Annotated in this window: 9 protein-coding genes; 7 read left to right on the top strand and 2 right to left on the bottom strand. The window is 64.1% G+C overall.

The window, feature by feature from the left end:
* Positions 1–7 precede the first annotated feature (7 nt).
* The 4 genes from WYH_RS10490 (at position 8) to WYH_RS10505 (ending at position 7905) form a co-directional block, all read left to right on the top strand.
* Positions 8–784 (top strand): tetratricopeptide repeat protein, encoded by a 777-nt coding sequence (locus WYH_RS10490; protein ID WP_046903796.1) that lies wholly within the window; start codon positions 8–10, stop codon positions 782–784.
* Positions 781–1761 (top strand): LLM class flavin-dependent oxidoreductase, encoded by a 981-nt coding sequence (locus tag WYH_RS10495; RefSeq protein ID WP_046903797.1) that lies wholly within the window; start codon positions 781–783, stop codon positions 1759–1761. Before WYH_RS10490 ends, WYH_RS10495 begins: the two co-directional genes overlap by 4 nt.
* A gap of 147 nt (positions 1762–1908) precedes the next feature.
* The gene (locus WYH_RS10500; RefSeq protein ID WP_046903798.1) at positions 1909–6618 is read left to right on the top strand and encodes an NAD-glutamate dehydrogenase; all 4710 of its coding nucleotides are present in this window, start codon (positions 1909–1911) and stop codon (positions 6616–6618) included.
* A gap of 54 nt (positions 6619–6672) precedes the next feature.
* Positions 6673–7905, top strand: a complete 1233-nt coding sequence (locus tag WYH_RS10505) for an NAD(P)/FAD-dependent oxidoreductase (protein ID WP_046903799.1) — start codon at positions 6673–6675, stop codon at positions 7903–7905.
* On the opposite strand, the gene queG is transcribed toward WYH_RS10505, so the two are convergent.
* A complete protein-coding gene (gene queG, locus WYH_RS10510; protein WP_244877906.1) occupies positions 7889–8962 on the bottom strand; it encodes a tRNA epoxyqueuosine(34) reductase QueG in 1074 nt (357 codons plus the stop codon). The genes WYH_RS10505 and queG overlap by 17 nt on opposite strands.
* A 44-nt stretch (positions 8963–9006) precedes the next feature.
* Between queG and WYH_RS10515 the strand changes: the two genes are divergently transcribed.
* From WYH_RS10515 to msrB, 3 genes are read left to right on the top strand one after another with little or no spacing between them, the layout of a single operon-like run.
* Positions 9007–10020: an ABC transporter ATP-binding protein gene (locus WYH_RS10515; protein WP_082347948.1), complete on the top strand. Its 1014-nt coding sequence runs from the start codon at positions 9007–9009 to the stop codon at positions 10018–10020.
* Entirely contained in the window at positions 10017–11297 is a 1281-nt protein-coding gene (locus tag WYH_RS10520) for an ABC transporter permease (protein WP_046903800.1), read from the top strand. The genes WYH_RS10515 and WYH_RS10520 overlap by 4 nt, the downstream gene beginning before the upstream one ends.
* Positions 11298–11307: 10 nt before the next feature.
* Positions 11308–11799, top strand: coding sequence for a peptide-methionine (R)-S-oxide reductase MsrB (msrB, locus tag WYH_RS10525; RefSeq protein WP_046903801.1), 492 nt, complete (start codon positions 11308–11310; stop codon positions 11797–11799).
* On the opposite strand, the gene WYH_RS10530 is transcribed toward msrB, so the two are convergent.
* Complete coding sequence (locus WYH_RS10530) at positions 11757–13577, bottom strand: hypothetical protein (protein WP_179945407.1); 1821 nt, start codon at positions 13575–13577, stop codon at positions 11757–11759. The two genes, msrB and WYH_RS10530, sit on opposite strands and share 43 nt — an antisense overlap.
* Positions 13578–13579 lie beyond the last annotated feature (2 nt).

Below are 13579 nucleotides of genomic sequence, written 5' to 3' on the forward strand. Positions count from 1 at the left end.
AATCGTTATGCCCGCCATCGCCATCGCTTCGCTGTTGCTTGCCCAGTCAGCCGCCGCTCTCCCGCCATTGCAGCAGGATCGGCTCAAGACCTGCCTGGCCCAGGCGCGGACGGATCCGGCAACGGCAATCGTCACCGCTTCGGGCTGGCTTTCGGAAGCGGCGGGCCCGGATCGCAGCCTGCCGCAGCAATGTCTGGGCACGGCCTATACCAGCCTGCTGCGCTGGGACGCGGCGGAAAGCGCCTTCCTCGCCGCCCGCACCGCAGCGTTGGACAGTGAACCGGCGGCAAAGGCGCGCTTTGCCACAATGGCGGGCAATGCCGCGCTGGCAGCGGGAAATTACCCGGCGGCCCTGTCCGATTTCGACCTTGCCCTGGCGGATGCAGACACGGCGCAGGACGGCGAATTGATCGGCAGCGTCGAAACGGACCGGGCCCGCGCCCTCGTTGCGCTCGGACGGGAAGATGACGCGGCAAATGCGCTGGAACGGGCACGCGAATCGGCACCGCAAAACGGAACGGCCTGGTTGCTTTCGGCCACGCTGGCGCGGCGGCAGGATGATCTGGCATCGGCGCAGGCACTGATCGAAACCGCAGGTGCGCTTCTTCCGGCCGATCCGGCGGTCGGGCTGGAAGCGGGCGTTATCGCGGCGCTTGCCGGTGATGATGAAGCGGCCGCGAAGAGCTGGCAATCGGTCGTCGATACCGCGCCCAACTCCCCCGAGGCGGCAACGGCGCTCGGCTATTTATCGCAAATCGGAGAAGCGCAGGTGCGCGGCAGATGATCCCCCTATCAGTTCTCGATCTCGTGCCGGTGCGCGAAGGCAGCGGCATTTCCGAAGCATTGGCAGAAGCCGGCAAGCTGGCGGCCACGGCGGAAGAGGCAGGCTACAAACGCTATTGGGTGGCAGAACACCACGCCACCGCCGGAGTGGCGGGCGGGGCCGTGTCGGTCGTGCTGGCGCATATCGGCCATTGCACCTCCACCATTCGCATCGGTGCGGGCGGGATCATGCTGCCCAACCACAATCCCTTCGTGATTGCAGAACAATTCGGCACGCTGGATGCCCTGTTTCCCGGACGGGTGGATCTTGGCCTTGGCCGCGCACCCGGCGCGGCGGGCATTGTCGCCCGCGCACTGCGCAAGGATCTGCACCGCGCCGCCGAACAATTCCCGCAGGACGTGCTGGAACTGCGCGCCCTGATGCGCGGCGATCTGGAATTGCCCATCACCGCCACGCCCGGCCTTGGCGCACAGGTGGAAATGTGGATGCTGGGTTCCAGCCTTTTCGGTGCGCAACTGGCCGCGCAACTGGGCCTGCCCTATGCCTTTGCCAGCCATTTCGCGCCCGATCATCTGGATGCGGCGCTGGAAACCTATCGCAGCAATTTCCGCCCCTCGGCCAGCCTCGAAAAGCCGCATGTCATGGCGGCGATGACGGTGATCGCGGCGGAAAGTGATGCGGAGGCGGAACTGGTCGCATCATCGCAGGATCAGAGCTTCGTTCGCCTGCGCAGCGGCGATCCGGGCAAGCTGCCGCCGCCGGTAAAGGACTATAAGGCAAACCTTCCGGTCAGCGCCCAGGCCATGCTGGAACGGCTGTCCGTCGCCAGGACGGTGGGATCACCCGCCACGGTGCGTGAAGGCATTGCCCGTTTCGTGGAGCGCACCCGGGCGGACGAGCTGATCCTGTCCGGCGCGACCTATGATCCCGCCGCCCGGCAGCATTCGCTGAAACTGGTCATGGAGGCGCTGGGCTGATCTATATCGCGGTGGCCGGAATTACGCGCGCTGCCATGAATGACAGGCATTCACTTTTTATTACAAGTGATACTATCTGGCCGTCGAGGAACGAACGGCGCGGCGGGACCATTGCCCGAATGCGACCGTAAAGGGAGAGCTAAAGAAATGGCAGCGGCAAAGCGCAAGGGCGGCACCGCCACAAAGGGAATGCCGGCGGGCAAAGAGGATCTGGCAGCGGAATTGCGCACCCGCATCGCCGAATCCCGCCTGCCGGGGGAAAAGCCCCTGTCGGAAGACCAGCTCGACGATGTGACCGCGTTTCTGCTTCAGGCCGCCATGCAGCGGAAGGAAGGCGAAGGCACCGTCACCATCCGCACGGGCACGGGCAGCCGCCGGGTCACCCGCATTGCCATGATCAACAAGGACATGCCCTTCCTGATCGATTCGATCGGTGCCAGCATCGCCGCGCAGGGCCTGTCCATCGACCTGCTGGTTCATCCCGTCCTGCCTGTCCGCCGCACTGCCGAAGGCGAAGTGGAAACCCTGCCGATCGGGGAAAGCGCCGGGGAAAAGCGCGAAAGCTGGGTCTATCTCGAAACCGAACGTGTCGACGCGAAGGAGCGGCAGGCGCTCGAACGCGATCTTGGCGCGACGATGGGGGATGTACGCGCGGCCGTGGCCGACTGGCCGAAAATGGTTGCCCTGATGCAGGAAGATGCAGACCGGACCGCCGATGCCGAAGGCGCCGCCCTGCTGCGCTGGTTGGCCGAAGGGCGGCTGACCCAGCTGGGCCACCTGACCCGCAAGCGCGATGGCCGGCATTCGCAGGCCCTGGGCCTGTGCCGCCGTGGCCTGCGCGATCTTCTGGCCGACGATACCTATGACCGGGCCTTCGCCTGGTTCGATGACGGGCGCGGCCGTGCCCCGCTGATCGTCAAGGCCAACCGCATTTCGCGCGTGCACCGCCGCGTTCCGCTGGATCTTTTCATCGTGCCCGTCGTGGAAAAAGGCCGGGTAGAGGCGCTGTCGATCCACGCCGGGACATGGACCAGCGCGGCCCTGTCCACCCCGCCCGCCGAAATCCCGGTTCTGCGTGGCCAGCTGGCCAATATCAGCAAGCAATTGGGCTTCGAGAAATCGAGTCATGGCGGCAAGACGCTGCTCCACGCGCTGACCGTGCTGCCGCATGATCTGGTGATCGGTTTTTCCGAAGACGACATATTGCGCGTCGCCACCACCATGATGGCACTGGCCGACCGGCCACGCCCGCGCCTGGCAGTGGTGACCGCGCCCCTGCAGCGCCATCTTTTCGCATTCGTCTGGTTGCCGCGCGACATGATCTCCACCGGCACGCGCCACCGGATCATGGATCTGCTGAAGGAAGAAACCGGCGCCACCACGCTGGACTGGAGTCTGCTGGTCGAAGGCGGCAATCTGGCCATGCTGCGCTTCGTGCTCGACTATCGCGGGATCGATAGCGAGATCGATGAAGAAACGATGGATGCCCGTTTGCAGCAAATGCTGCGCGGCTGGACCGATGCCGTGGAGGACGCGCTGGCCGAGCGTGAAGAGCCCGGCCGTGCCGCCGCGCTGGCATCGCATTATGCCGATGCCTTCCCGCCATCCTATCGCGACCTGTATGGCCCGGCAGAAGCGGCACGCGATATCGAACGCGTGCGCCATCTGGATGCGGACGACCCGCTGCGGCCACTGCGGCGCGACACGCGGCTTTATCGGCTGGAAAGCGATTCAGCCGATAATCTGCGGTTGAAGATCTATCAGCAGGGCGGTTCCATGCCGCTGTCAGATGCGGTGCCTGCGCTGGAGAATTTCGGCTTCCGCGTCCTGGCGGAATTACCCACCCAGCTGGGGGGCACCGATACCGGGACGATCCACGATTTCCAGCTTGGCCTGCCGCGCGGGGACCATGCCGCGCAATTGCTCGCCCGGTCGGAAGAGATCGAACACGCGATCTGTGCCGTGCTCAACGGCAAGGCCGAGAATGACGTGTTCAACCGGCTGGTTACAGGAACCGGGCTGGATGCTCAGGAAACCGACTGGCTGCGCGCATTCTACCGCTATCTGCGGCAAGCCAATATCGCCTTCACCATCTATACGGTGGTGGATGCGCTGCGCGGCGCGCCAAACATTACCCGCGCCCTGATCGAACTGTTCCGCGTCCGCCACGATCCTGCCTTCAAGGGCGACCGTGAAGAAGCCTCCGCCGCGGCGAACGAGGCGATACGCAACGGATTGAGCGAAGTCGCCGCGATCAATGATGATCGCTTGCTGCGCCTTTACTGGGCAACGATCCAGGCGATCCTGCGGACAAATGCCTTCACCGAAGCGGCGCAGGAAGCGCTGGCCTTCAAGATCGATTCCCCGCAGGTGCCTGGCCTGCCCAAGCCCGTGCCATGGCGCGAAATCTGGGTCTATTCCCGCCGGGTGGAAGGCATCCATCTGCGCGCTGGCCCGGTCGCCCGCGGCGGCATTCGATGGTCGGACCGGCGGGACGATTTCCGCACCGAAATCCTCGGCCTGATGAAGGCCCAACGGGTGAAGAACGCCGTGATCGTGCCAACCGGGGCGAAGGGCGGTTTCTACCCCAAGCGCCTGCCCGATCCCACGCGTGACCGCGATGCCTGGGCGGCAGAGGGCAAGGAAAGCTACAAGCTCTATATCCGCAGCCTGCTGTCGGTTACGGACAATATCGAAGGCGACAAGGTGGTCCACCCGCAGGGCGTGGTGATCCATGACGGCAACGATCCCTATTTCGTTGTCGCGGCCGACAAGGGCACGGCCCGCTTTTCCGATACGGCCAATGAAATTGCCGAAGAACGCGGTTTCTGGCTGGGCGATGCCTTCGCCAGCGGCGGCAGCCACGGCTATGACCACAAGGCGATGGGCATCACGGCGCGCGGTGCGTGGATTTCCGTGCAGCGCCATTTCCTGGAAATGGGCGTGGATGTGCAGACCGAAAGCGTCCGCGTGGCCGGTTGCGGCGACATGTCGGGCGACGTGTTCGGCAATGGCATGTTGCTGTCCAGGGCGATCAAGCTGGTCTTCGCCTTCGATCACCGGCACATTTTCATCGATCCCGATCCGGACCCGGAAACCAGCTGGGCAGAGCGCAAGCGGATGTTCGACCTGCCGCGTTCCAGCTGGGCGGATTATTCCGAAAAGCTGATTTCCAGAGGCGGGGGCGTATTCCCACGCAGCATGAAGCGCATCCCCCTCTCCCCCGAAGCGCGGGAAGCGCTGGGGGTGGAGGCCGAAGAACTCGATCCCGAAAGCCTGATCAGCGCAATCTTGAAGAGCGAGGTGGACCTGATCTGGTTCGGCGGCATCGGCACCTATATTCGCGCCGGTACCGAAACGGATGCGCAGGTGGGCGATCCGGCCAATGACGGGCTGCGCGTCAGTGGCCGGGAAGTGCGCGCCAAGGTTGTGGGTGAAGGCGCCAATCTTGGCGTAACCCAGGCCGGCCGCATCGAATTTGCCCTGAAAGGCGGACGGATCAACACCGATTTCATCGACAATTCCGCCGGTGTCGATTGTTCCGACAATGAGGTGAACATCAAGATCGGCCTGTCGATTGCGCAGCGCAGCGGCAAATTGTCGCAGAAACGGCGCAACGCCCTGCTGGTCGAAATGACTGACGAAGTGGCGGAACTGGTGCTGGAAGATAACCGCCTGCAGGCGCTGGCCCTGTCCATCGCGCAGGCCGGAGGCGCCAATGCCGTCCCTTCGCAGACGCGCCTGATCGAAACGCTGGAGGATATCGGCAATCTCGACCGCCGGACCGAAGGCCTGGCCGATGACGAGGCGCTGGCCCGCCGGGCCGCGGATGGCACTGGCCTGACCCGGCCCGAACTGGCCGTGCTGCTGTCCAACGCCAAGCTGGTGCTGCAGGATGCGATCGAAGAAAGCGATCTGTCGGCCGACAAGGCGGCGGAACCGCTGCTGCTGGCCGATTTCCCGCCGCACATGGCGGAAGATTTCCGCAAGCAATTGCTGGCGCACCGGCTGCGCAACGAAATCGTGGCCACCAGCATTGCCAATCGCATCGTCAATCGCATGGGCCTGCTCCATCCTTTCGAACTGGCTGAGGAAGAGGGCGCCGGTCTGGATCACGTGGCCGCAGCCTTTGTCGGCGCCTGCGAACTGCTCGGCATGGGTCCGATCTGGACCGCTATCGATGAAGCGGAAATTCCCGAAGCCGCGCGGCTGATGCTGTTTGAACAGGCAGCGCTGGCACTGCGCGGCCATATGGCAGACCTGCTTCGTGCAGGCGGCGCCACGCTGGCCCCGTCAAAGGTGATTGGCGAATTGTCCGCCAGCGTGGCCCAGCTGATCACCCGGGTGGACGAATTGCTGGCTGTGGAAGCGCGCGAACATTCAGAGGCAATCGCCGCCACACTGATAGATGCCGGTGCGCCGGGCGATCTGGCGAACAGGGTGGCCATACTCTTCGCCCTGGACGGAGCGATCGGCCTGTCGCGCCTGTCCTTGCAGTCCGGCGTCGCGGCGGTGGACCTCGCCAACGCCTTTATCGACCTTGGCGAACAGCTCGGCCTCGACTGGGCGCAGGCGAAGGCGGCGGTGATGAACCCTTCCGATCCGTGGGAGCGGTTGCTGGTGGCGGGCCTCGCCCGCGATTTCCAGCAGATGCGGTTCGACTTCCTGCGCAACATGACTGTAGGCGCCAGGGACAAGGCCGACCCGCAGATGCGGATCGGCCAATGGCTGGAAACCCACGCTTCCGCCATCCGCCAGCTGCGCGCAATGATCGGCCGCGCGCAATCCGCCAACCCGGTCGCTCCGGCCATGCTGGCACAAATTGCCAGCCAGGCGCGCAATCTGTTGCAGCGATAGGCATGACAGGGGGGATCGCTTGACTGAAAGCGCAATCGCTGGAAACGCAGCGCAATGATTAATGCGGATGTAGTTATCGTTGGCACCGGCCATGGCGGTGCCCAGGCGGCCATATCCCTGCGCCAGCTGGGGTTTGAAGGTTCGATCGTGATGATCGGCCGGGACAAGGCCCTGCCTTATGAACGGCCCCCTTTGTCGAAGGATTATCTCTCCGGCGAAAAAACGCTGGAGCGGATCCTGATCCGGCCGGAAAAATTCTGGCAGGAAAAACAGGTCGAATTGCTGCTGGGCTGCAATGTCTCCAAGATTGACCCGGTCTCGAAAGAACTGACCGTTTCCGGCAGCGAACGGGTTTCCTATGGCACGCTGATCTGGGCGGCAGGCGGCGATCCGCGGCGCCTTTCCTGCCCCGGCGCGCATCTGGACGGCGTCCACGCCGTGCGCGACCTGTACGATACGCAAAAACTGAAGGCAGAGCTGGAATCCGGCGCCAGGCGCGTGGTCGTGATCGGCGGCGGCTATATCGGGCTGGAAGCAGCCGCGGTGCTGACCAAGCTGGGCTGCACGGTCACGCTGGTGGAACAGCAGGACCGTGTGCTGAGCCGCGTCGCGGGTGAAGACCTGTCGCGCTTCTATGAAAAGGAACATCGGGCCCATGGCGTGGATATCCGCCTGGGTGACGGTGTCGAACGGCTGGAAAGCGATGCGGCGAAGGAAAAGGTGGCCGGCGTCACCCTGACCGGCGGCGAGACGATCCCCTGCGACATGGTGGTTGTCGGCATCGGCATCGTGCCAGCAGTCGGCCCGCTGATCGCGGCCGGCGCCGCAGGCGCCAATGGCGTGGATGTGGACGAATATTGCCGCACCAGCCTTTCAGACATCTATGCGATCGGCGACTGTGCTGCCCACGCCAATCCCTATGCCGATGGCGCGGTGATCCGGCTGGAAAGCGTGCAGAACGCGCATGACATGGCCGCCACTGCGGCAAAGGCGATCTGCGGCCAAGCCGAACCCTATGACGCGCTGCCCTGGTTCTGGTCCAACCAGTTCGATCTCAAGCTGCAGACTGTCGGCCTCAGCATGGGCCATGATACGACGGTGCTGCGCGGCGATCCGGAAACGCGCAGCTTCTCGGTGATCTATCTGCGCGAAGGCCATGTCATCGCGCTGGATTGCGTCAATTCGGTCAAGGATTACGTGCAGGGCCGCAAGCTGGTGGAAGCCCGCGCGGTGATCTCGCCCGAATTGCTGCTGGATACGGACACGCCGCTCAAAGCGATGCTGTAAGCCGGGCGACTGCCCATCGGGCGGCTTCGGCCACCACCGGGTCGGGATCGTCCAGCAGGGCGCGAACCGGCCCGGCCAGATCCGGATTGCCGCTATTCCCGGCGGCGATCAGGCAATTGCGCACAAAACGGTCGCGCCCGACACGCTTGATCGGCGATCCGGAGAATTTCTGCCGGAACGCCGGATCGTCCAGCGCCAGCAATTCGGCAAGGTGCGGCGCCGCCAGTTCCTCACGCGGGGCCAGCGCCTTGTGCCGCGCCGCAGTGCCGGCGAACTTGTTCCACGGGCACACGGCCAGGCAATCGTCGCAACCATAGATCCTGTTGCCCATCGCTTCCCGGAATTCATGCGGGATCGGGCCCTTGTGCTCTATGGTGAGGTAGGAAATGCAGCGTCGGGCATCCAGCCGATAAGGTTCGGGAAAGGCATTGGTGGGGCAGGCCTGCTGGCAGGCGGTGCAATTGCCGCAGCGATCCGGATGCGCTTCGTCCGGCGGGAAGGGCAATGTCGTGTAGATCGCGCCCAGGAACAGCCAGCTGCCATGTTCGCGGCTGACAAGATTGGTGTGCTTGCCCTGCCAGCCGATCCCCGCCGCCTGCCCCAGCGGCTTTTCCATCACCGGCGCGGTATCAACGAACACCTTCAGCTGCACCTCCAGCCCGATCTTCTCCGCTTCGGCCACCAGCCAGCGGGCCAGCGCCTTCAGCGCCTTCTTGACCACGTCATGATAATCGCGCCCCTGCGCATAAACCGATATCCGCGCCCTTTCCGCGTCGCCTTCCAGCGCCAGCGGATCGCAATCGGGGGCATAGCTCATGCCAAGAGCCAGAACGCTTTGCGCATCGGGCCACATGCTTTGCGGCCCCTGCCGCACATCGGCCCGGTCTTCCATCCACTGCATTTCGCCATGCATTCCGGCATCCAGCCATTCACGCAGGCGGCGCGCTTGTTCCGGATTGTCCGCAGCCGGGGCAAAGCCGATCGTGGCAAAGCCCAGCAGACGCGCCTGATCGACAAGACGCGCCTTGAGATCAACAAGATCCGGGCCCCTGATCACCTTTGCACTTGCTCCTGTTCACCTGCTCCCGGTATCCCGCAAGCATGGAAGAGGGGCTAGGCGAACCATCCGTGGCAGACAATGCCAAGCCGCACGGCGCAACAGCTGCGCCAGGGGCGCCATCCCTCGCGATCGAAGCCCGCGGGCTGGTGAAGCGTTTCGATGGCACTCTGGCAGTGGACGGGGTTGACCTGTCCGTGCCGGAAGGCGCGATCTACGGCATTCTCGGCCCAAATGGCGCGGGCAAGACCACCACCTTGCGCATGATGTTGGGCATTATCGATCCGGATGAGGGCACAAGGCGCATTCTGGGGCATGACAATCCCCGCGATGTCGCCCGGCTGATCGGCTATCTGCCGGAAGAACGCGGCCTCTATCCAACGATGAAAACCTATGACGCAATCGCCTTCATGGGCGCATTGCGCGGCCTGCCGCTGGCCCAGGGCCGCGAACGCGGCAGGCAATTGATGGAAGAACATGGGCTGGGCTATGCGATAGAGCGGCAGATTCGCCAGCTTTCCAAGGGCATGGCGCAGACTGTCCAATTGCTCGGCACGCTGGTTCACGAACCGAAACTGGTGGTTCTGGACGAGCCCTTCTCCGGCCTCGACGCGATCAATCAGGGCAAGCTGGAAAAGCTGATCCGCTCCCTGGCAGAGCGCGGAACCACGGTGATCTTTTCCACCCATGTCATCGCCCATGCGGAACGGCTGTGCGAAAATGTGGCCATCATCGCCGGGGGCAAGGTGCCCTATGCCGGATCGGTGAACGCTGCTCGTGACCGGATCCCGGCGCAGGTGCGGCTGGAAACAAGGCGGCGCGACGGGGAATGGACCAGAGTGCTTCCGCAAGGGGCCCGGCAGGAAGGGGCCTTCTGGCATTTCCCCCTGCCCGAAAGCGGGGTTGAACCCTTGCTGCGCGCATTGATCGAAGGAGAAGCGGGAATCCTGTCGCTATCCATCGAACGGGCCGGACTGCATGATGCCTTCGTCGCCATTGCTGGCGAAGCCGCCGCGCAGGCGCTGGATGCAGAACCGGATGCGGAGACTGCGCGATGAGCAATGCAGGCCGTCTTTCCATGCTGCAGGCCGCCTTCGTCATCGCCCGGCGCGATTTCCTGGCCATCCTGTTCAGCAGGGCCTTTTTCTTCTTCCTGCTGGGTCCGCTTTTCCCGGTATTTGTCGGCGGGCTGGCGGGCTCCATCGGGCAGCAGGTGGAAGACACAACGGCCGCGCCGCAGATTGGCATAGCCATGCAGGCGGACGATCTGGACGCCATGCTGGCCGCCCGCGGAAACCTGGCCAGAGAACTTGGCCCGACAATGCCGGTCATGGTGGAACTGGCCCGGCTGGAAGAAGGCCAGACCTATGATGCACAGGCCGAACTTACCAGGCGAGTCGGCAGCCTGGCCGCAATCGTCACGGGCACGCCGGCCAACCCGGAACTGACCGCGACGCCCGAAAGGCTGGTTTACTGGCGCGGGCCGGTATCCCTGGTGGCCGCCACCGCCATGCGCAGCGCGCCAACAGTATTTCCGGACGTAACGCTGACCGAAGTGCGCACCAGCGGCGCCAGCGAAACCCGCGCGCGATTGCGCACGGCGCAGGTGGGACAATTGATCCTGTTCCTGCTCATCATGTTGCTGGCAGGCATGGTCCTGTCCAATCTGGTGGAAGAAAAGGGCAACAAGGTCATAGAGATACTGGCCGCCGCCATCCCGATGGACGCGGTATTCCTGGGCAAGTTGTTCGCAATGCTGGCGGTTTCCATGGTCGGGATCGCGGTATGGGGAACCGTGATTGGCGGGCTGGTCGCCTATGCCGGGATCGAAGGGCAGAATCTCGGCCCGATCGACCTCGCCAACCTGCCCGCGCCGGGGGTCGGCTGGATCGCCTTCTTCCTGCTGGGCATCGTCTATTTCGCCATGGGATATTTGCTGCTCGGCTCCGTTTTCCTGGCCATCGGATCGCTCGCTTCCACGGTGCGCGAAGTGCAGACCCTGTCCATGCCGGTGACCATGCTGCAAGTGCTGCTGTTCTTCTTTGCAACCTACGCCATGTCGCAAACCGGGCGGCCGGTGGAATGGGCGGCCATGGCTTTCCCCTTCAGTTCCCCCTTCATCATGCTGGCCCGCGCCGCGCAATATGATGGGCTGTGGCCGCATCTGCTGGCCGTGGCCTGGCAATTGGTCTGGGTGTTCATCTTCGTCCGGTTCGGCGCCGCCCTGTTCCGCAAGCGGGTGATGAAGTCCGGCCCACAGGGAACCGGGCGGAATCGCGGGCTGCGCACCATGCTGGCCGGCCTGTTCAGGAACAGTTCGGACAGAACCGCGTAGGATACGAACCATGACCAAGCACGCCACGTCCCGCCGAAAAGCGCTCGCCTGGCTCGGTGCCGGCATCGCGATGCCCGTGCTTGCCGCCTGCGGCAGCGCCGCCGAAGCCAAGAGCTTTCCGGTTTCGATGAGCGAGGAAGCCTGGCGCAAGAAGCTGACCAGGGCCCAGTTCGACGTGCTGCGCAAGGAAGCGACCGAGCGGCCCTTCACATCGCCGCTGAACGAAGAAAAGCGCAAGGGCACGTTCCTCTGCGCAGGCTGCGACAATGAACTCTTTTCCAGCGCCACCAAGTTCAAGAGCGGCACGGGCTGGCCCAGTTTCTGGCAGCCATTGAAGGGCGCGGTGGGCACCTCCACCGATTACAAGCTCGGCTATCCGCGCAAGGAAGTGCACTGCGCCGATTGCGGCGGCCATCTGGGCCATGTTTTCAATGACGGCCCGAAACCCACGGGCCTGCGCTATTGCATGAACGGCGTGGCGATGAAGTTCCGCCCGGCCTGATCGGCCTGTTGCGGCAAATTTTCGCGCAGTTTCCAGACCCGGAAACTGTCCGGACCGCCAAGATCCACAGGCTCCAGCCAGTCCGGCGCATTGCCGGCCAGCAATTGCGCCATGAACCCATCCGGCGCGGCCTGGGCATAGATTTTCGGTTCGCCCAGATCGGTGCAGATGGCAATCATCCGGGCCCCGTGTTCCATCATGATTGCCTTCGCTTCGTCCGGTGAGCCGATATAGGCGCGGATCACGTCGCGCATGGCCAGATTGGCGCGGTGATGGCCGGTGGCCAGGACGCTGTGATGGGTCCGTTCCAGCAAGGACGGGCCAAGATCGATCGGCGCGAAAATAGTCAGCGGCGCAAACCGGTCCAGCTTGGGCGCATTTTCGCGCAATTCGCACTGGGAACTGCGCAATCTGGCACCCGATGCGCCCACGCTTTCTGCGGGCATGACCGCACTGGCCAGCTGCATCGGCGCGGCAGGCATCAGCAGAGCCATGCCGCCAGCAGCAATGCCGATCTTCGCCAGCGGCCGCCCGGTCCGGCGCAGGCGGAGGAGCATCTCCCGAGCCAGCCAGCCAAGCGGCAATGCGGCCAGCGCGCCGACAAAACCCATGGATCGCCAGACAAACAAGCCGCCAAGCAATGCGGCGGCGAGGAACAGCGTATAATCGAACCACCATTCCCGCTCCGCCCCGGCGGAACTGCGCCACAGATGGTAACTCACCCCCAGCGCCACCATTGCCTGCGCAATCCAGGAAAGCGCCTCAACCGGCGGCTGCATCCAGAAAGGCCGGCCTTCCAGAACCAGATCATACCAATAGACGCGCACCAGCGGATCGAGACTGGCGAAAGGACCGGATGCGCATTGCGGCGCCACCGACAGGAACAGGCCCAGCCCCGCCAGCCCACCCAGACCGATCAGCGCCAATGACGCCAGCCGGGTGATCCGAAGCCATGCCGCCACAACCGCGCCCAATGCCGCACAGGCGAAAAAGCCGATATGGCCGGGAGACATGACATCACAGTGGAGCGCGAGATCGGCCATGCCTCTTGTCACTGCAAAGAGAAGCAGCAGCGACACCGTCAGACTGGTCAGGAAGCCCGCCAGCCACCAGCGCTGATCCGGATCGCGCATCCAGCGCAGCAACAGGACCGCACCGAAAGCGGCCGCCAGCGGCAGCACCTCCAGCGAGATCATCAGTCCCGCAGCCAGCGCCAGCCCCGCCAGCATTCCGCCGCGCCGGGGATCGCCGCCCATCACTGCCGCCAGAGCCAGCATGACCAGCGCCACCTGCCAGCCGTGATGATCGATCCGCATCGGCTGCACAAAACCGAGCAGGGGCGTGGAAAGCCCCAGCGCAAGACAGGCAAGTATGGCCGTCTCGGCATCGAAACGGCGGAAGCCCATTCGTCCCACAACCGCCATGATTATGCCGAGCGTGCAAAGCGGCACCGCGACCACGGCGGCTATTTCCGCGCCATGCTGTCCGACCAGCGGCGCGAGCAAGGCGATGATCGCCACCAGCGGCAGGTCGACCAGGCGGGACCAGTGCTGAAGCGGGCTATTGCCCGGATCAATACGATATTGATGCAGGTCGAACCAGTTCTGCCCGGCATAGAGATCGCGCAATTGCACCATGCGCAGCGTGTCATCGGGATCGGTGAATCGCCAGGCGGCGATGTGCCCCCAATTGACCAGAACAAGCAGGCTGGAAAGCGCCAGCCAGGCAAGCGCGATCCGGGCCCATGGCACTGGCTGAACCTCGCCACGTTCCGGCATGG

Origin of the sequence: Croceibacterium atlanticum (assembly GCF_001008165.2) — a bacterium.
GTDB lineage: Bacteria > Pseudomonadota > Alphaproteobacteria > Sphingomonadales > Sphingomonadaceae > Croceibacterium_C > Croceibacterium_C atlanticum.